General features: G+C 59.5%; 16 protein-coding genes. 5 read left to right on the forward strand and 11 right to left on the reverse strand.

The genetic code is table 11. The features are described from left to right. Window positions 1–26: 26 nt before the first annotated feature. From KW848_RS22935 to KW848_RS22945, 3 genes are all read right to left on the reverse strand, one after another. On the reverse strand, window positions 27–536 hold the full coding sequence (locus KW848_RS22935) for a DUF2165 domain-containing protein (protein ID WP_218538130.1): 510 nt from the start codon (window positions 534–536) through the stop codon (window positions 27–29). A 142-nt stretch (window positions 537–678) separates the two neighbouring features. Next, window positions 679–1653, reverse strand: a complete 975-nt coding sequence (locus KW848_RS22940; RefSeq protein WP_218538131.1) for a D-glycerate dehydrogenase — start codon at window positions 1651–1653, stop codon at window positions 679–681. 529 nt (window positions 1654–2182) lie between these two features. Beyond that, a complete protein-coding gene (locus tag KW848_RS22945; RefSeq protein WP_008150590.1) occupies window positions 2183–3151 on the reverse strand; it encodes a LysR family transcriptional regulator in 969 nt (322 codons plus the stop codon). Window positions 3152–3532: 381 nt separating this feature from the next. Between KW848_RS22945 and KW848_RS22950 the strand changes: the two genes are divergently transcribed. The 4 genes from KW848_RS22950 (at window position 3533) to KW848_RS22965 (ending at window position 8418) form a co-directional block, all read left to right on the forward strand. Next, window positions 3533–5044 carry an efflux transporter outer membrane subunit gene (locus KW848_RS22950; RefSeq protein ID WP_218538132.1) on the forward strand — a complete coding sequence of 504 codons (1512 nt, stop codon included), beginning with the start codon at window positions 3533–3535 and terminating at the stop codon, window positions 5042–5044. A gap of 147 nt (window positions 5045–5191) precedes the next feature. After that, window positions 5192–7372, forward strand: a complete 2181-nt coding sequence (locus KW848_RS22955) for an FUSC family protein (RefSeq protein ID WP_218538133.1) — start codon at window positions 5192–5194, stop codon at window positions 7370–7372. Continuing rightward, window positions 7362–7562, forward strand: a complete 201-nt coding sequence (locus KW848_RS22960; RefSeq protein ID WP_008010624.1) for a DUF1656 domain-containing protein — start codon at window positions 7362–7364, stop codon at window positions 7560–7562. The genes KW848_RS22955 and KW848_RS22960 overlap by 11 nt, the downstream gene beginning before the upstream one ends. A 7-nt stretch (window positions 7563–7569) precedes the next feature. Further along, window positions 7570–8418, forward strand: coding sequence for an HlyD family secretion protein (locus tag KW848_RS22965; RefSeq protein ID WP_218538134.1), 849 nt, complete (start codon window positions 7570–7572; stop codon window positions 8416–8418). A 150-nt stretch (window positions 8419–8568) separates the two neighbouring features. Here KW848_RS22965 and KW848_RS22970 read toward each other — a convergent pair whose 3' ends face one another. The 3 genes from KW848_RS22970 to KW848_RS22980 all read right to left on the reverse strand — a co-directional run bounded on the left by KW848_RS22970 (window position 8569) and on the right by KW848_RS22980 (window position 10436). Then, entirely contained in the window at window positions 8569–8967 is a 399-nt protein-coding gene (locus KW848_RS22970) for a DUF4440 domain-containing protein (protein ID WP_218538135.1), read from the reverse strand. Between the two features lie 147 nt (window positions 8968–9114). Then, window positions 9115–9939: an SDR family oxidoreductase gene (locus KW848_RS22975; protein WP_218538136.1), complete on the reverse strand. Its 825-nt coding sequence runs from the start codon at window positions 9937–9939 to the stop codon at window positions 9115–9117. 32 nt (window positions 9940–9971) lie between these two features. Beyond that, window positions 9972–10436: a multidrug transporter gene (locus tag KW848_RS22980; RefSeq protein WP_192410201.1), complete on the reverse strand. Its 465-nt coding sequence runs from the start codon at window positions 10434–10436 to the stop codon at window positions 9972–9974. Between the two features lie 182 nt (window positions 10437–10618). Here KW848_RS22980 and KW848_RS22985 point away from each other — a divergent pair, with 182 nt between their 5' ends. Next, window positions 10619–13348: an RHS repeat domain-containing protein gene (locus KW848_RS22985; RefSeq protein WP_218538188.1), complete on the forward strand. Its 2730-nt coding sequence runs from the start codon at window positions 10619–10621 to the stop codon at window positions 13346–13348. Window positions 13349–13424: 76 nt separating this feature from the next. On the opposite strand, the gene KW848_RS22990 is transcribed toward KW848_RS22985, so the two are convergent. The 5 genes from KW848_RS22990 to KW848_RS23010 all read right to left on the reverse strand — a co-directional run bounded on the left by KW848_RS22990 (window position 13425) and on the right by KW848_RS23010 (window position 19861). Beyond that, the gene (locus tag KW848_RS22990; protein ID WP_218538137.1) at window positions 13425–14876 is read right to left on the reverse strand and encodes a mannose-1-phosphate guanylyltransferase/mannose-6-phosphate isomerase; all 1452 of its coding nucleotides are present in this window, start codon (window positions 14874–14876) and stop codon (window positions 13425–13427) included. A 214-nt stretch (window positions 14877–15090) separates the two neighbouring features. Further along, window positions 15091–15744: an alginate O-acetyltransferase AlgF gene (locus KW848_RS22995; RefSeq protein ID WP_218538138.1), complete on the reverse strand. Its 654-nt coding sequence runs from the start codon at window positions 15742–15744 to the stop codon at window positions 15091–15093. A gap of 14 nt (window positions 15745–15758) precedes the next feature. Then, window positions 15759–16934, reverse strand: coding sequence for an alginate O-acetyltransferase (locus KW848_RS23000; RefSeq protein ID WP_218538139.1), 1176 nt, complete (start codon window positions 16932–16934; stop codon window positions 15759–15761). 11 nt (window positions 16935–16945) lie between these two features. After that, on the reverse strand, window positions 16946–18511 hold the full coding sequence (locus KW848_RS23005) for an MBOAT family protein (RefSeq protein ID WP_218538140.1): 1566 nt from the start codon (window positions 18509–18511) through the stop codon (window positions 16946–16948). A 216-nt stretch (window positions 18512–18727) separates the two neighbouring features. Beyond that, window positions 18728–19861 (reverse strand): mannuronate-specific alginate lyase, encoded by a 1134-nt coding sequence (locus KW848_RS23010; protein WP_305729603.1) that lies wholly within the window; start codon window positions 19859–19861, stop codon window positions 18728–18730.

Genomic DNA, 19861 nt, shown 5'->3' on the forward strand with positions numbered 1-19861 from the left:
AGGTTCGGGTGGAGCGTTGAGGCAGCTCAGCGCTCGGTCCTGAGCGCGACGAATATCAGCAATGGAAGTAGGAAATCAACTATATGCCGAGCCCAGTCCTTGGCGTTCCATACTTGTGAGGTATCCATGTTGAACCATTCGACTCCGATAACCTGCAGGCAAACGTAATAGACAAAAATACCAATCATTAAACCAATGAGTGAAAACTTTTTTGCCTCGTGAAACTCTTCCGCAGACCTGTTTATTTTTCGATAAAGATGAAAGGCGCCTATCAGGCAATAGGTTGTGAAGGTAACTTCCAAGGTAATGATTAACCAGTAAATTCGGTGGTGAAGCATGGGCGAGGTGATTGCCCTGTAACTCAGCCTTGGGTTACTCCGGGTGGTGTCCATGCTTAGCACATGGCCGACGTACTCATAGTTTGATGCGTAGTCGGTGAAGTTGCTGTACATCACTAGTAGGCCAAAAAAGCTTATATAAATAATTAGCAGAATTTTTATATATCTGATGAGCTTGTCGGTTGTAAGGTTGTTCAAGCTTGTGTTCTCCGTCACTGTTTTCCGTTGAGTCGGATAAGTGGCGGGGAGTTTATAGCGCTTAACTGTTTTACGTGGATTGACTGAGTTGCAAGTTGTGTAACCCAGTGGGCAGACGTTTAAAAACATCTGCCCGTTTTAATCAGCCTTTCCACACTTGCGGGTTCACCAGATCTTGTGGTCGCTCACCCAGCAAAGCGCTGCGCAAGTTGGCCAAGGCACGGTTGGCCATGGCTTCGCGAGTTTCATGAGTCGCCGAGCCGATGTGCGGCAATGTCACCGCGTTTTTCAGTTGGAACAGGGGGGACTCGGCCAGCGGCTCTTTCTCGTAAACGTCCAGCCCGGCGCCACGAATCCGATTGTTTTGCAGGGCTTCGATCAAGGCGGGTTCGTCCACCACCGGGCCGCGGGCAATGTTCACCAGAATCGCACTGGGTTTCATCAATGCCAATTCACGGTGGCTGATCAGGTGTCTGGTTTTTTCGCTGAGCGGCACCACCAGGCAGACGAAATCAGCTTCGGCCAGCAGTTGATCAAGGCTGCGCATCTGCGCGCCGAGTTCTTGCTCCAGTTCGGTCTTGCGGCTGTTGCCGCTGTAGAGGATCGGCATGTTGAAGCCCAGCCGCCCGCGACGGGCGATGGCCGCACCGATGTTGCCCATGCCGACGATGCCCAGGGTCTTGCCGTGTACATCGCAGCCGAACAACGGCGCACCCACGGTGGCTTGCCATTGGCCTGCCTTGGTCCAGGCGTCCAGTTCGGCGACGCGGCGGGCGCTGCTCATCAGCAGGGCGAAGGCCAGGTCGGCGGTGCTTTCGGTGAGGACGTCGGGGGTGTTGGTGAGCATGATCCCGCGTTCGTTGAAGTAGGCGACATCGTAGTTGTCGTAGCCGACCGAGACGCTGGAGACGACTTCCAGTTTGGCGGCGTTTTCCAACTGTGCACGACCGAGTTTGCGACCGACGCCGATCAGGCCGTGGGCGTGGGGCAGGGCTTCGTTGAATTGGGCGTTGATGTCGCCGTTTTTCGGGTTTGGCACGATAACGTCGAAGTCTTGCTTCAGGCGTTCGACCATTTCCGGGGTGATGCGGCTGAAGGCGAGGACGGTCTTTTTCATGGGAGGAGGGCTCTCGGGCGCAGGTGAATGCCAAGCACGCTAACATTCTTCTTTGGATTTGGGCGAGGCTGTTGGGCTCTTTTGTCCTTGGCGGCCTTTGGGCCGACCATGTTGCTGTTGGTGGTGTACATATCCGTTTCTGCGGTAACGGCGGCTTAGGGTTTCGCCCTTACGGCGAGTCCCTTTTGTCAAACGCCACAAAAGGAACCAAAAAGTCTCGCCCCAGCGTCCGGCCCCTCGCTTGGGCTCGGCGTTCCTTCGCTCCGGCGTCCATCTGGGGGCATCGCCTCCGGTCGGCTTCGCTTCGACCTCCTCTCGATGTGTTCGACTGCGTCGAACGGCGCTGCGCGCCTGCCCCCCAGATGAACACCTCCACTCAGCCTGCCGAAGGGGCGGGTGGATCAAGATCAAGAGCTGCAGACGAGCTAACGCTCGGCCTGATGAGTGGTGAGGGGCGAAAGGCGAAAGGCGTACGCCGATCTCCTGTGGGAGCGAGCCTGCTCGCGATGGCGGCCTGACAGCCGGCCGATCAATTCGCCACCCGAACCCCACCCATGCTCCCACTCAACTCATAAGCCACCAATTCCGCCTGATGCGCCGCCAATATCTCCGGCAAGGACCCGCGCAAATACTCGACCCACGTTTTAATCTTCGCGTCCAGATACTGCCGCGACGGGTAGATCGCATACAGATTCAATTCCTGCGACCGGTAGTTCGGCATCACCCGCACCAGCGTGCCGTTGCGCAACCCTTCAATCGCTGCATACACCGGCAAAACCCCAACCCCCATGCCACTGGTGATCGCCGTCTTCATCGCATCGGCGGAGTTCACCAGAAACGGTGAGCTATTAATCGTCACCATTTCCTGGCCTTCGGGACCGTCGAAGGTCCATTTCTCCAGCGGAATCACCGGGCTTACCAGACGCAGGCACGCGTGGTTCAGCAGGTCGCTGGGCTTCTGCGCGCAGCCGTTGGCTTTCACATAGGCCGGCGAGGCGCAAACGATGCTGTAGGTGATGCCCAAACGCTGGGAGACGAAGCCCGAGTCCGGCAGTTCGCTGGCGAGCACGATGGACACGTCGTAGCCCTCGTCCAGCAAGTCCGGGACGCGGTTGGCCATGGTCAGGTCGAAGGTGACGTCGGGGTGGGTTTTGCGATAGCGGGCGATGGCGTCGATCACGAAATGCTGACCGATGCCGGTCATGGTGTGCACCTTGAGCTGCCCGGCCGGGCGGGCGTGGGCGTCGCTGGCTTCGGCTTCGGCTTCTTCGACGTAAGCCAGGATCTGCTCGCAGCGCAATAGATAGCGCTTGCCGGCCTCGGTCAGGGCGATGCGTCGGGTGGTGCGGTTGAGCAGGCGGGTTTGCAGGTGGGCTTCCAGGTTGGAGACCGCGCGCGAAACGTTAGCCGTCGTGGTGTCGAGTTGCACGGCGGCGGCGGTGAAGCTGCCAGCCTCGGCCACGTAACTGAAGGCGCGCATGTTTTGCAAAGTGTCCATGGGGTGCTCTCGGAGGCGATGGCAAATTGTGACACGAAGTTTCAGGGTCTGAGACCCCGACTAACGGATTATCGCGTTAACGGTAACAAAGATTCACAGGATTCCCAGCTTATCGCCAACAAAGCCGACCCCTAGAATTGCGCCACCGCTGGAACATCGAACCCTCTGGGAGCGAGCTTTTGTGGCGAGGGGGTTCATCGGAAGGCCGCATCGCCCCGTTCGGCTGCGAAGCAGTCGTAAAACCTGAGCATGCGGTCCGCCAGACACACCACGGTGGCAGGTTTTGGGGCCGCTTCGCGACCCAACGGGGGTAAACCCCCTCGCCACAAAAGCTCGTTCCCACAAAATTTTTTACCTCCCCTACTTCAGGAAATCGCAGCAGTGCCGCGTCGCATCAACAGAGCGCTTCAGACGCTCAGTGTTTTGGCTTTAACCCTGGCAATCAGCGGCTGCATCGGTACCGGAGGTATTGCCCCGCAGGGCAAGGCGCTGGAGGCCGATTCATTGGCCACCGACGAAGCCATCCAGAACGCTGCACAGGACGCTCACTGGCCCACCGCGCAATGGTGGCAGGCCTATGGCGACCCGCAACTGAACCGCTGGATCGACCTCGCCCTGCAAGGCAGCCCGACCATGGCCATGGCGGCGGCGCGAGTGCGTCAGGCCAAATCCATGGCCGGGATCGCCGAGTCCGCCGAGTCGCTGCAGATCAATGGCCAATCCACCCTCAAACGCCATAACTGGCCCACCGATCAGTTCTACGGGCCGGGCGAATTGGCCAACACGACGACCTGGGACAACAACGCCGCATTGGGCTTCAGCTACGCCCTCGACCTTTGGGGGCGCGAAAGCAACGCCACCGAGCGCGCCGTCGACATGGCTCACATGAGCGCCGCCGAAGCGCGTCTGGCCCAGCTCGAATTGCAGAACAACATCGTGCGCGCCTACATCGAGCTGTCGTTGCATTACGCGCAACGGGACATCGTCGAGGCGACCTTAAAACAGCAGCAGCAAATTCTCGACCTCGCGCAGAAGCGTCTGAACGGTGGCATCGGCACCCATTTCGAAGTCAGTCAGGCTGAAACGCCGCTGCCGGAAACTCACCGTCAGATCGATGCACTGGACGAAGAAATCGCCCTTAGCCGCAACCAGCTCGCGGCCCTTGCCGGCAAAGGGCCGGGGGAGGGTGCGCAATTGCAGCGGCCAACGTTGTCGTTAGGCGCCGCGCTGAAACTGCCGTCGTCGTTGCCCGCGCAGTTGCTCGGTCAACGCCCGGACGTGGTCGCCAGTCGCTGGCAAGTGGCGGCCCAGGCACGGGGTATCGATGTCGCTCACGCTGGTTTCTACCCCAACGTCGACCTGGTCGGCAGCCTCGGCTACATGGCCACCGGCGGTGGAGCGCTGGAGTTTTTGACCGGCAAGAAGCTCAACTACAGCGTCGGCCCGGCGATCTCGTTGCCGATCTTCGACGGCGGCCGGTTGCGCTCGGAGCTGGGCGAAGCCTCGGCGGGTTACGACATCGCCGTGGCCAAGTACAACCAGACGCTGGTCAACGCGCTGAAAAATATCTCCGACCAGTTGATCCGCCGCGAATCCATGGACAAGCAGCAAACCTTCGCCGCCGAGTCGGTGGCTACGGCCCAGAAGACTTACGACATCGCGATGATCGCCTACCAGCGCGGGCTCACCGACTACCTCAACGTGCTCAACGCCCAGACGCTGTTGTTCAAACAGCAGCAGGTTCAGCAGCAGGTGCAGGCGGCGCGACTGAGTGCTCATGCGGAATTGGTGACGGCACTCGGCGGCGGATTGGGCGCGGGTGACGACGTGCCGAAAGACAGCCAGACCCAGGCGCCGAAAACCCCGGCCATCCTTAAGGGCATCTCAAATTGAACACGGACCCTGTGGGAGCGGGCTTGCTCGCGAATGCGGTGTATCAGACGACATTAATGCTGAATGCCAGTTCGCATTCGCGAGCAAGCCCGCTCCCACAGGGACCAAGTTCTCGCCGCACAACTTCCGATCAATGAGCAGGATTTCATGACTCCCTTGCCCGCACCTTTGCGCTGGCTGTATTCCCTTGAATGGCGCCGGGGTTTCTTCGACTGGGCGCGCAGCGATGGCGTGACCTGGGTCTACATTTTCAAGGTGCTGTTCGCCGCGTTTCTGACGCTGTGGCTGGCCATGCGCCTGGAGTTGCCGCAGCCGCGCACGGCGATGATCACCGTATTCATCGTCATGCAGCCGCAAAGCGGTCACGTGTTGGCCAAGAGTTTCTATCGCTTCCTTGGGACATTGGCCGGCTCGGCGGTGATGGTCGCGTTGATTGCCTTGTTTGCGCAGAACACCGAGCTGTTCCTCGGCTCGCTGGCGATCTGGGTCGGCATCTGTTCGGCGGGCGCGGCGCGCTATCGCAACTTCCGCGCCTATGGTTTCGTGCTCGCCGGGTACACCGCCGCGATGGTTGGTTTGCCCGCACTGGCGCACCCGGATGGCGCGTTCATGGCCGCCGTGTGGCGGGTGCTGGAAATCTCCCTGGGGATTATTTGCTCCACGCTGGTCAGCGCCGCAATCCTGCCGCAATCCGCCAGTGCCGCGATGCGCAACGCCTTGTATCAGCGCTTCGGCGTGTTCGCGCTATTCGTCACGGATGGCTTGCGCGGTCGCAGCAAACGGGAGGCTTTCGAGGCAAGCAACGTGCGCTTCATCGCCGAGGCTGTCGGATTGGAAGGACTGCGCAGCGTCACTGTGTTTGAAGACCCGCACATGCGTCGGCGCAGCGGTCGGCTCAGCCGCTTGAACAGCGAATTCATGGGCATCACCACCCGTTTCAACGCCTTGCACCAGTTGCTCGAACGCTTGCGCAGCAGCGGCACCGATCAGGTGGTCGCGGCGATCAAACCGGGTTTGCAGGACCTGGCCGAACTGCTCGACGGCTTCAGCGGCCGTGCCCTGACCAACGCCGATGCGGGCCGTCTGGTCATCGCGCTGACCGCCTATAAAGAAGGTCTGCCGGCGCGGGTTCGCAGCTTGCGAGCGGTTTTTCAGGAGAGCAATCCGAGCGACGCCGAGCAGCTGGATTTTCATACCGCGTACGAGCTGCTTTATCGCTTCGTCGACGATTTGCACAGTTATGCACAGACCCACGCGTCTCTGGCCGATCACAGCCATGCGCGCGAGCAATGGGATGAGCCATTCACCCCGCAAACCAACTGGATGGCGTCGGCCGCCTCGGGGATTCGCGCGGCGTTCATTCTGGTGGTTCTGGGCAGCTATTGGGTCGCCACCGCGTGGCCGAGCGGGGCGACGATGACGCTGATTGCCGCTGCTACCGTGGGCCTCTCGGCGGCGACACCGAATCCCAAACGCATGGCCTTTCAGATGGCTTGCGGGACGTTCCTCGGGGCGCTGATCGGCTTCGTCGAGATGTTTTTCATCTTCCCCTGGATCGACGGCTTTCCGTTGCTCTGCGTGATGCTCGCGCCGGTGATCGTGCTCGGTTCGTTCCTCACATCAAGGCCGCAATACGCCGGTGTCGGTCTCGGTTTGCTGATCTTCTTCAGCACGGGTTCGGTGCCGGACAACCTCACCGTTTACAACCCTTACGCCTTTATCAACGACTACATCGCCATGGTGCTCGGCATGCTGGTGTGCGCGGCGGCCGGGGCGATCATTCTGCCGCCCAACAGCCGCTGGTTGTGGCGTCGGCTGGAACAGGATTTGCGCGGGCAAGTGGTATACGCCATCAGCGGCAAACTCAAGGGTTTGGCGTCGAGTTTCGAAAGCCGCACGCGGGACTTGCTGCATCAGGCCTACGGTCTCGCGGCAGGGCAGCCGCAGGTGCAACGGGACTTGCTGCGCTGGATGTTCGTGGTGCTGGAAGTCGGCCACGCGATCATCGAGTTGCGCAAGGAACAGGCGATCCTGCCGGTGCATCCGGCCTATGCCGAATCGCAGCCGTGGCGTCAGGCGATCCGGGTGATGGGGCGCTCGCTGGTGCGGCTGTTTCTGCAACCGAGCCAGAGCAATCTGGAGCGTGGATTGATCGCCGTCGATCACGCGATCAGCCGCGTGCAAGCCACCGACGAACCTTTCGCGCCGCACTTCGACACCTCGGCCCTGCGTCGGGTGAAGAGCTATTTGCACTTCATCCGCACCTCATTACTGGACCCGCAATCACCGCTCGCCGCTTATGCCAAAGGACTCGAACATGCCTCGTGAAATCGCCTTCCACGGCGTGTACATGCCGACCATGACCCTGATGTTTTTCATCGCGGCGGCGCTGGCCTGGGCACTTGACCGGTGCCTGTCCGGATTCGATCTGTACCGCTTCTTCTGGCACCCGGCGCTGCTGCGCCTGAGTCTGTTTACCTGTCTGTTCGGCGCCCTGGCGCTGACTGTTTACCGTTGAGGCCCTGATGAAAAAGCTTTTCAGCCTGCTCGCCACGCTATTGGTGCTGGCCCTTGCGATGTGGATCGGCCGGACCCTGTGGGTGCATTACATGGACACGCCGTGGACCCGCGACGGGCGGGTGCGCGCCGACATCATCAACGTCGCCGCTGACGTCACCGGGGAAGTGGTGGACGTGCCGGTGCGCGACAATCAACAGGTGAAGAAGGGTGATTTGCTGATGCGGATCGACCCCGAGCACTACCGCATTGCGGTCAAACAGGCACAGTCGCTGGTGGCCTCACGCAAGGCCACATGGGAGATGCGCAAGGTCAACGCCCACCGCCGCGCCGATATGGACAACCTGGTGATCTCCAGGGAAAACCGCGACGACGCCAGCAACATCGCCGACTCGGCCCTGGCCGATTACCAGCATGCTCAGGCACAGCTCGAAGCCGCCGAGCTGAACCTGAAACGCACCGAGGTCCGCGCAGCGGTGGACGGTTATGTGACCAACCTCAATGTGCATCGCGGCGATTACGCGCGTATTGGCGAAGCGAAAATGGCCGTGGTCGACATGAACTCGTTCTGGGTCTACGGCTTCTTTGAAGAAACCAAATTGCCCCACGTGCGGGTCGGCGATAAAGCCGACATGCAACTCATGAGCGGGGAAGTGTTGAAGGGGCATGTGGAAAGCATTTCTCGCGGTATCTACGACCGTGATAATCCGGAAAGTCGCGAGCTGATTGCCGATGTGAACCCGACCTTTAACTGGGTGCGTCTGGCGCAACGGGTGCCGGTGCGGATTCACATTGATGAAGTGCCGGAGGGTGTGCTGTTGGCGGCGGGGATTACGTGCACCGTTGTGGTTAATTAGCCATTAGACCGAGTCGCGGCCTTCGCGAGCAAGCCCGCTCCCACATAGGGCCGAGTTCGAATGCAGATTTTGTGAACGACGCAGATCAAGTGTGGGAGCGGGCTTGCTCGCGAAGGCCGCGACTCGGTCTGTCAGACATAAGACAAAGGTTCAGCCCTTGCAAAACGTCTCATGCAAATGCCGCCAAATGAGCTTGCCATCGGCCCGCTTCTCAAACACCACGGTCGAACGACGATCAGAGTGCAGCCCTGTCGCATCGGTCTGCTGCTCGCGATAACTCACCGTTGCTCCACCATCGTACAGAGCAATGCCACGCAACTCGCTGAGCTCAATTCTGAATCCGAGCTTCTTCCCGCCCGCCATCAAAAACAATTCGCTCAACGCGACAAAATCCAGCACCCGGCCCAACGGCGAGACCATGGAAAACTGCGGCGAAAAACGCGTCAGCAACTGTTCAAGCGCCGGCTCGTCCTGTTCCTCGGCCAACCATTGCTCGATGGCGACGTGGGCCTGGATCACTTCGTCAAAGTATTCGGTGTAGTCGGTCATGGAAGTGTTTCCTGAAATTTTCTGCGTTAGTTCTGACGCCATCGCGAGCAGGCTCGCTCCCACAGGGTTCTGCTGCGTGGCATAAATTGCATTCACACCAAAGATCCCTGTGGGAGCGAGCCTGCTCGCGATGGCGTCGACTCGGTCTCAGAGTTGCCCGCGCAGCCCGAACCGCTTCATCAACCCCGCCTCCAGCAGCCCTTTAGGCAATATCCCCGCCAGCAACGGTAACGCCCGACTGCCATTGCCCAAACGAATCAGGCGCGGTGGCTTGCTCTGCTGCACGGCCTTGAGCAAACCGGCGGCAAATTCACTGGCCGGGGTCGGGTTGTCCTGGGAGGCCTTGGCCCGTGTGCGAATGCCTTCACGCAGCGGAAACCACGGCGATTGTTCGGTAATCAGCTGTTCCGCCTCATGGCCGGCATTCTTGGCAAAACTCGAGGCGATGGCGCCTGGCTGGACTTCCATGACCCGCACGCCAAACGGCGCCAGTTCCATGCGCAAGGCATCGGTCAAAGCATGCACTGCCGCTTTCGAGGCGCAATAGGCGCCAGCGAATGGCGTGACCAAAACCCCGGAAACGCTGCCGATGTTCACCACCAGACCCTTGGCACGACGCAGCACCGGGAACAGGGCGCGGGTGACGCCGACGATGGCGAACACATTGGTTTCGAATTGCCGCTGCATGGCCGGCACCCCGCCATCGAGCAACGGCCCCATGGCGCCGTAACCTGCGTTATTGATCAGCACGTCGAGGCCGCCGTGTTGCTGGTTGATGCGCTCGCTCAAGTGTTCGAGTGCCGCGCCGTCGTTGACGTCCAGTTGCACGGCGGTGAAACCGGCAGCGGCCAGCGCCGCCACGTCTTCAGCCTTGCGAGCGCTGGCCCAGACGTCGTATCCGGCATTTTTGAAAACATCTGCGAGGGCGCGGCCAATGCCGCTGGAACAACCGGTAATCAACGCAACGGGCATGGCGCGGTCCTTGTGCAAAAAGAGGAAGGGGATTAATCGGAGAAACTACCCTGCAAATGCTCGGCGCGAAACTCCAGTGTTTGCGGGCGATAACCGGGGCGCAACGGCGGCAGCGGCAAACAGTCTTCCCAGTTCGCGCCGGCCTGCAATTCGCCGGGGCCGCGATAGCGCGGGGCGGCGTATTGATTGTCGGCCAGGTTGACCGTATCGCCCGGCGCATACGCGGCGACGCGCCAGCGTAGCTCGGTCAGCGGAACGTCGTTGCCGTTGTTCATTGTCAGATGCAACGGCCGGTCCACCGGGCACTGTTCGGGTGCGTAAGTGATGCGCAACTCAAGGCGCGCCAGTTGCTTGACCTCGCGGCTGTCCATCCAGATCACCCACGTTGCCACCACACCCAATCCGATGGCCGCCGCCACAGAGACCGGCAACGCCTTGGTCGGGTAGCGTAGCAACAAAATCAGCCAGGTGATGACCAGCAGGACGCCGATGAACATGTTTGAACGCTCCTTGAACTCATGACCACCATCCTACCGAAGGGCTGAAGGAATGGACATTCGTCGATCAAGGTCTGTTGCCGTTGGTCGGCACTGTAATTTCTGACAGTAGCCTGGCCTGCCCACGAGCGGTTAGATGACTGCTGGCAAACAGGGACGCGACCGGCATGCAGGCCTCGACGATGGGAATGCACCACAAAACACCCGGATTGTCCGTTGTCGACCCGCGTGGCCTGCCGATCCGTTCGGTTGATTATTGGCGTGAGGTCGAAGGTTTTCCCACTCAGGCACGCATCAATCGCACCTTTCACGATGCCGCAGGCCGTGCCGTTGAACAGTGGGATCCTCGGCTTTGGGCGCTGCCAGAAGAAGATCCATTGCGGCGCGCCAACCTCACGACGGTGTTTTCGCTGGCGGGTAACGCGCTGTTCACTGACGGCGTCGATGCCGGTTGGCAGCTCGACCTGCCAGGTCTGGGCAATGAAGTGTTGCAGGGGTGGGACAGCCGAGGTGCCGGACGTGAGGTCGAATACGATGACTTGCTTCGTCCGTTGGTGGTGTTCGAACAGGGCACGACCGAGCCGCGAAAGGCGGTTGAACGCATGGCCTATGGTGGTCCCGATCGTGGCGTCCGGAATCAATGCGGGCAGTTGATCCGTCATGACGACCCCGCAGGGACGGTGCTGTTCGAGGCGTTTTCAATCACCGGTCACCGCGTGAAGCAAGTCCGTCACTTCACCCTGGACCCTGTTGCACCTGATTGGCCGGAGCTGGAAGGCGATCGCCAGCGGCTGCTTGAGCCGGGGGAGGGTGCCACTTCGACGTGGAGCTTCGGCCCGCTGAATGATGTGCTGGAACAGGTTGATGCCAAGGGCAACCGCCAGGTCTTCCGCCTGACCCTTGACGGTCGCTTGCGCGAGACGCGTCTGCAACTTCAGGGGATGAGCATCTGGCAAACGCTGGTCAGCGATATCCAGTACAGCGCCGAGGGGCAGGTGACGCACGAAACCGCCGGCAACCATGTACAAACAACCCTTCTTTATAGCGCGGAAGATGGCCTGTTGAGGGCGCGTCGGGCACAGGACGCGAGTGCCCGGTGGTTGCAGCACTTGATCTACGACTATGACCGGACAGGCAATGTCCTGAGCATCGAGGACAAGGCACTGCCGGTGCGTTACTTCGCCAACCAGCGTATCGAGCCCATCAGTCGCTTTCGCTACGACAGCCTTTACCAATTGATCGAGGCTTCTGGCTGGGAGGCGGGCGGCCCCAACCAGGGACCGGAATCCGAGGGGCGGGCTGATCCGGCGGCGGTCAGCAACTACCGCCAGACCTACAGTTATGACGAAAGCGGCAACCTGCTGAAGCTGACGCACGTCGGAGCGCAAAGTATGGGGCGAGAACTGAAGGCGGCGCGCTACAGCAACCGCTGCCTGCCCTGGCGCAACGGCGAACCGCCCACCGAAGAAACAATCGCTGCTGCGTTCGATGCCAAGGGCAATTTGCTGGAGCTGGATCAGGGAAGGTTCCTGAGGTGGGATCTGCGGAACCAGTTGCAATCGATCAGCCCGGTGGAACGAGAGTCGGGGCGCAATGATCAAGAGTCCTATGTCTACGATGGCGGTGGCCAGCGCGTGCGCAAAATCCGCTCGCTGAACACCAATGCCCGAACCGTGGTGGCTGAAGTGCGGTATCTGCCGGGACTTGAATTGCGCACCGACAGCGGCACTGGGAAGGCGCTACAGGTCATCACCGCGCAGGCCGGGCTCAACAGTGTTCGGGTATTGCATTGGGAAACCGATCTGCCGCCTGGCGTGACCAACGATCAGTACCGTTACAGCCTGGTGGATCATCTGAACTCCTGCACGCTAGAACTCGCCGATGATGCGCGCATCATCAGCCGGGAAACTTATCATCCGTTTGGTACAACCGCCTGGTCTGCTGCCCCGAACGACACCGATGGGGATTACAAAACCGTTCGCTATTCGGGCAAGGAACGGGATGCGACGGGGCTTTATTACTACGGGTTTCGGTACTACCTACCGTGGTTGCAGCGTTGGTTGAATCCCGATCCTGCGGGGGATATTGATGGATTGAATCTGTTCTCGATGGTGCTGAACAACCCGATGACGTTCATTGATCCATCCGGCTTGCAACATGATGAAGTAGGGGACTACGAAATCAATATCGGGACGCTTCAGCGGATGGGATTGAAGGCCAAGTCAATGGTCGCAAAAGTCGCGGTGTTTGACGATAAAACCAAGGCGTTTAAAACCAGCTCCGAATTCAAAGCGGTGGAAGTGGGCGTGGACATTAAGTACTCCGTTGGCAAAGATGAGCTGAAACGTAGCTTGCAGGAGTACAAACGCGTGTTCAAACATGTATCGAGGATGTTTCCGGGCAAATCGGGAGAGGCCCAGATGAATCTTGAGCTTGGAGAGTCGATCTCATCTACGATGCTGAACTTGGCGCAGTCGGATTTTCAGAAGCCTCGGATTATCGAGCCGGACTCAAGAAGTGACGGGCCAAAAAAAATACTCGAGTACAGGTTCTTTGCGATTCTGAAAAAAGAGGACAAGCTGAAATCTGCCGGAGCCAGGCAAACCTACGCAATCGCCGCGATTTCCACCACGATGAATAAGGGGGCGGCCAGTAATGATACTGAGGCAAAGGTGGAGTTTTTGGTGGCAAACCCCGCCTCTCAGCTGAAGCCAGACGAACTGAAAATGGCTGTGGACGCCGGGGTGATATCGAAAAACATCTCAAATGTGCGAGGCGTGGGCAACTTTCTGACACTCAAGTCTTTGAACAGGATAAACAAGACCAGCAAGGTGGTAAAAATATCTACTCTAGCGATCAACCCACGATCAGCGGCCATTGCCTCGAGATCGGGCGCCAAATGGACGGGATAAAAAAGCCCCCACCCAACCCGCTGCGGATAGGGAAAACGCAGCGGGCTGGATGAGGGCTTCTTGTTTTGCTGAACGCTTACTGCGCGATGGTTTTCACCGACACGCCGCGTTCGATCGGGTTGGAGCGACCGTAGATATCTTCAAACCGCTCGATATCGTCTTCACCCAGGTAGCTGCCCGATTGCACTTCGATGATTTCCAGCGAGATCTTGCCCGGATTGCGCAAGCGGTGGACCGAGGCGATCGGGATGTAGGTCGACTGGTTTTCAGTGAGCAGGAACACGTTTTCGTCGCAGGTCACTTCAGCAGTGCCGCTAACCACGATCCAGTGTTCGGCGCGGTGGTGGTGCATTTGCAGCGACAGGCACGCGCCCGGTTTGACCGAGATGCGCTTGACCTGGAAGCGGCCGCCCATGTCCACCGAGTCGTAGGAACCCCACGGACGATAGACTTCGCAGTGCGTCTGGGTTTCACTGCGGCCCAGCTCGTTGAGGGTGTTGACCATCTGTTTCACGCCTTGGACCTTGTCCTTGTGGGCGATCATCATGGCGTCCTTGGTTTCGACGACCACGATGTTTTCCAGGCCGATCACCGACACCAGTTTACCGTTGCCGTGGATCATGCAGTTTTTGCTGTCCTGGATGACCACATCGCCTTTGGTGACGTTGCCGTTGGCGTCTTTTTCATTCACTTCCCACAACGACGCCCAGCAACCGACATCGCTCCAGCCCGCGGTCAGCGGCACTACGCAGGCGCGCTGGGTTTTTTCCATCACCGAGTAGTCGATGGAATTGTCCGGGCAGCAAGCGAAGGTGGCGGAGTCGATGTCGACGGTGTCGGCATCCTGCTCGCTACGTTCCAGGGTCAGCAGGCAGGTGTCGTAGATGTCCGGATCGTGCTTTTTCAGCTCTTCGAGGAAACGGCTGGCACGGAACAGGAACATGCCGCTGTTCCAGAAGTAACCGCCGGACTCGACGAACTCGGTGGCGCGCTTCACGTCCGGTTTTTCAACGAAGTGCGAAACGCGGCTGACGCCTTCCGGCAGCAGCGAATCATTGGCCGACTTGATGTAGCCGTAGCCGGTTTCCGGTTTGGTGGCCGGTACACCGAACAGCACCATTTCGCCGTTTTCTGCAGCGACCGTGGCCAGGGCCAGCGCACGTTGCAGGGCTTTCTGGTCTTCCAGCACGTGGTCGGCTGGCAGCACCAGCATCAACTCGTCGCGACCTTCGTTGACCAGCATCATCGCGGTCAAGGCCACGGCTGGCGCGGTGTTGCGGCCGAACGGTTCCATCAGGACGCGCTGCACGTCCAGTTTACGGGCGGCCAGTTGCTCGTTGACGATGAAACGGTGTTCCTTGTTGCAGACCACGATGGGGGTGTCCATGCCTTCGAACACCAGGCGTTCCAGGGTTTGCTGGAACAGTGTTTGTTCGCCGGTCAGGGCGAGGAATTGCTTAGGGAATTGCTTGCGCGAAAGCGGCCAAAGACGTGAGCCACTACCACCTGACAAGATCACCGGAATCATGTTGTTACTCCTTGAAAATCGTATGGGTCAGAGCTACTGCGTTCTGTCGTTTCACTCTTGTTCTTATTCCGTGTCCCAATTGACGCCTCGGTTCCTTGTGGGAGCGGGCTTGCTCGCGAAAGCGGTGGGTCAGCCAACTTTATCGTTGAATGTGAAACCGTCTTCGCGAGCAAGCCCGGCTCCCACAGGGATGTGGGTCAACCGGGCAAATGTGTTAGCGCGTCGAAACCGGGCGTTTTACCCAGACTGGCGCCAGGCTGCTGCCGCTGCCGGTCACATACAGCACGGCGGCTTCACCGCGTTCCAGGGCAACCGGTTTCACGTCGCCGACTTTCTTGTCGCCATCGTATAGCGCCAGGCTGACCTTGACCGGGTTGATTTCACGTTCGCCACGGCCCTTGGCGGCCACGGTTGGGATCACTTCGGTCTTGCCGTCAGCGGTTTTCAGGGTCAGGGCCTTGTCGCTGAGGTTCTGCACGCGAACCAGGGATTTCTGCTTGTTCTTGAACGGCGGTTCTTCGATCAGTTGCGGTGCGCCGCTGGCGTTGTTGACCAGGGTGTAATAGTGGTCCCCAGCCAGTTTCACCGGCAGGGACTGGCTACCGATCTTGGCGCTGTAGTCGCCGCCCGGCATGAAGCTGAAGTCAGTGCTGGACAGCGGCGCGACTTCGGCCAGGTTGGTGGTGCCAACGGTGGCGCTGACTTCAGCGTTACTGGCGTTGTAGACACGTACGAAGCTCGAACCTTTCGGTGCAGTCGGGCCGTAGAGTGCGGCGTCGCCAGCGAAGGCGGACATCGACAGAACGCTCATGCCTGCAACGAGTGCGAAGGTCTTGGCGAGACGGCGAGGAGTAGTAGTGAAAGTCATGGTGTACCTCTCTTTCAGTTTTGCGCCCGGTCGGGCGTCTCGGATTTAGTGTTTGCGGCTACGTTTTGTTGGCGAGCGCCGGCTTCTTTGAGCTCTGCGACCCACTGCGGGTCGGCGTCACCGATTTCGTTGTTCACAGGCAGATAACGTTCAGGAAACTCCCAGATCAGCACTTGTGGCGGGCTGTTCTTGAAAGCATCGCTTTTCAGGTAGCTGAGCATCGGCAGAATCGGGCCGTGGCCGTCTTCGGCGTAATTGACCACGTCGCTGTTCAGCGCTTGTTTCAGCGCACCGACGAAGTTCCAGTTGGGGTTGGCGCTGTAGCTGGTGCCGATCAGGGCCACCGGCACTTCAGTGTTGGCGAACAAGGCGTCATCACCGCCAGCCTGGTCTTGCGCCGCAACGGTGTTGCGCTTCTGCAACGGCTCAGTCTTGGGCATCAGGTTTTCGAACAGCGGGTCCAGCGGCAGGAACAACCGCAGGTCGCCCTTGTGAGTCACCTTCTCCGCAGGTTCAGTGACGAAGTGTTGCGGCTCGCCGCTCAGCGGGGCTTTTTCGGCGATGGTTTTGGCCAGGGCCTCGGCAGCAATTTGCGCGCCTTCCGGGGTCCAGTGAGTGTCGGTGCGCAGGAACACTTGCTGACCGTCCAGCTTGGCCTTCAGCATCGGGCCGAACAGGTCGGGAGCGAGGATCTTGTTGGCCGCCACATGAGCGTGGAAGTCGTCATAGAGGTTGGCGTGGATGCTCGAAGGCTTCACTTCACCCAGGTGTTCCGGGTACAGGCGAGTCTTGGCCGGCACGATCGCCATGACCAGTTTCACGCCTTTGGCTTTCAGCTCCTGGCGCACGCCTTCAACCAGCGCGTAGTTGCCTTGCAGGTTCAGCTCTTCGTTGACGATCGGGTTGAATTCCTCATCGCTGTACAACCATTGATCGCGGCCGAGCACGACGCCCGGACGACCTTCGTTGAACAGTTTGAAATCCAGCGCAGCCCAAAGGTTGGTACCCAGGCGCTTGATCGGGAACTCGTCGTCGTAGTGCGTCTCCACGGCTTTGGTCCAGCGGCCGTTGAGCACCGTCGTTTCGGCCGAGGTGCTGAAACCGAAGAAACTGCGCGTGGACCACAGGCCCAGGACTAACAGCGTCACCATGAACAGGCCGATGTAGAGGATGCGTAATGAGCGGGTCATAGTCAGATCCCTCAGAACTGGAAGTAAAGGAACGGCGAGAAGCTTTGCGCCGAGAGTTTGAAAATCGAGGCGATGAACAGCACCAGTACCAGCGTGCGCATCACGTAACGAGGCCAGTCCGCCGTCCAGTAGGCCGGTTGCACAGTCGCTTCAACGCCGACGGTGTAGCCAGGCTGGTGGATGCTGCCCGGGTTGTCGCCCGGTACGGCTTTGATCATTCCAGGGGTCGCGGCAGCCGGGCCATCGGCCTCGACGTTCACAACAGGCTTGGTCTTCTCAGGCGGCAGGTTGGTGTAGAAGTCACGAATGCCGAAGAACGCCAGGGTCATGTAAGCCACCACCAGAGTCGCTACTTGCAGGCCGGTGAGGCTGGCCGCGTTGAGTTCCGACAGTGACCATTCGCCGAAGCTGAACATCGCGCCGTACATACGAGCGGCGACGTGCAGGTTTTCCGAGCGGAAGATCACCCAGCCCATGACCACGAGCAGGAAGGTCAGCGCCCAGCGGATCGGGTTGATGCTGCGCGGCGAGGTGTTCAGGCCCAGGGCTTTTTCGATCGCCAGCCACATGCCGTGCCAGGCGCCCCAGACGATGTAGGTGATGTTCGCGCCGTGCCACAGACCACCGAGCAGCATGGTCAGGAACAGGTTGCGATAGGTCATCAGCGTACCTTTACGGTTACCGCCCAGCGTGATGTACAGGTAGTCACGCAACCAGGTCGACAGGCTGATGTGCCAGCGACGCCAGAACTCGGTGATCGACTGGCTGATGTACGGCTGTTTGAAGTTTTCCATGAAGCGGAAACCCATCATCAAGCCCAGACCGATGGCCATGTCGCTGTAACCGGAGAAGTCGAAATACAGCTGCGCGGTGTAGGCCAGCGCGCCGAGCCAGGCATCGCCGGTGGTCGGGTTCTGCAAGGCGAAGCAATGGTCGGCCACGACCGCCAGGGTGTCGGCGATGAAGACCTTCTTGATGAAGCCCTGCATGAACCGCGTGCAGCCTTCGGAGAATTTGTCGAGGGTGTGGGTGCGGTTGTTGAACTGGTCGGCGAGATCGCGGAAGCGCAACACCGGACCGGCGATCAGGTGCGGGAAGATCGCCACGAAAGCGGCAAAGTCGATCAGGTTGCGGGTCGCCGGCGTGTCACCACGGTAGACGTCGATGATGTAGCTGATGGACTCGAAGATGTAGAACGAGATCCCGATCGGCAACAGTACGTGGGTCAGGATGAACGGCGACAGACCGACGGAGGTCATCATCGCGTTGATGCTGTCGACGCCGAAGTTGGCGTACTTGAAGTAGCCGAGAATGCACAGGTCGACGGCCACGCCCAGGAGCAACCAGCGTTGTGCCGGTTTGGTCCGAACGCCTGCGGCACCGACTTTGAGGCCGATCCAGTAGTTCCACAGCGTGACGGCTGCGAACAGCGCAAGGAAGTCCACACGCCACCAGGCATAGAACACGTAGCTGGCGATCAGCAGCAGCAGGTTGCGATAGCGTATTCCGCTTAAGTAGTACATGCCGAGAAAGATCGGCAAGAACAAAAACAGGAACACGTTGGATGAAAATACCATCCCGGTCTCTCCATGTTTAACCAACAGTCAAGGGCCGCAGCCCCCCCAAACCCCCCATCGAAAAACCGGGGGACACATCACATAAAAACTCATGTCTTGCACTGACCCTGTGGGAGCGGGCTTGCTCGCGAAAGCGGAGTGTCAGTCGACATCAATGGTGAATGTCAGACCGCATTCGCGAGCAAGCCCGCTCCCACAGGGGGGTTGCGTTTGGCTCTAGGAACCTTTTTTGCCCTTCTCATTCGCCGGGTCGTAGACCTTGGTCAGGTCACCCCCGAGGCGGAAAGTCTTGAATGGCTGCATTTCGTGCTTTTTCTCGAGCACATCCGGCGAGCAGGTGTAGAGCGAGCAGAACGGTTCGAGCCAGGCGAATTTCGAGTCGACCTTCAGGTCGGTCATGTCCTGTTCCTTACCGTTCTTCTGCTCGAATTCGTCCGGGTCTTTGACGCCCGCGAGCACTCGATCACCCAGGCGTTTCAATGCGCCGTTGTTTTCCTGACGCAAGTCCACACCGTTGACCTGAGCGAAACTGGCGATCATCGCGAGCGGCGGCAGGGCGTAGTTGTGGTAGGCGAGGGCGCGTTGCTGGCGCTTGAGTTCGTTGGGCAGATAACCCTGGGCGTCGATTTGATTGGCGCCGACCTTGAATTCCTTCACCGACCAGTCGAACAGGTCGCGACGGTTGGTGGCGATGGACGTTGCCATCACCGACCAGGCGGCCCAGTACGAATGGTTGTTGGTTTGTTCCAGCGGCAAGTTGTCCCAGTCGCTGACTACCTGATCGGCCAACTTGTTGAACCAGGCTTCAATCAACTGCGATTCTTGCGGATGATTCGCCAACGGATGGGAGTCGGAAAACTTCAGGCGAATGTACGACGACGCCATGCTGCCCAAGGCCCATTTGCGCATCGACTTGCCGGTGTGGTTGAAGTCCTTGGACATTAACGCATCGGCCTTGGCCCAGGCGGTCAACCAGTTCAGCGTGCATTCGAGTTGTTCCGGACGACCGTCACGCATGAACTGCATCACGCGCTTGCTGGTGCCGCGTTCCAGTTTGGTGATGTCGGCGGTGCTGTCGCGAAAGGCTTTTTCCGAGACCTCGTTCAGGGTCGAACGGGCCTTGTCGGAACCTTCGTATTTGCTGCGAAATTGCAGCGAGCCGGTGTACGGCGTCGGCATCGCATCACAGCCTTCGCTCTTGTCGCCGGTTTTGACTTTTTCAATCGGCGCGAAGTACCCCTGTGGCGGGCGCAGTGGCGCGGCGGCCTGAGTCGCACCGGCAAACATGGCTAGGCTCAACAGGGACGGTGCGATCAATCTTTTCAAAGTTCGGGTTTGCATGCATGTCAT

This window comes from Pseudomonas sp. PDM25, from assembly GCF_019219045.1.
Lineage (GTDB): Bacteria > Pseudomonadota > Gammaproteobacteria > Pseudomonadales > Pseudomonadaceae > Aquipseudomonas.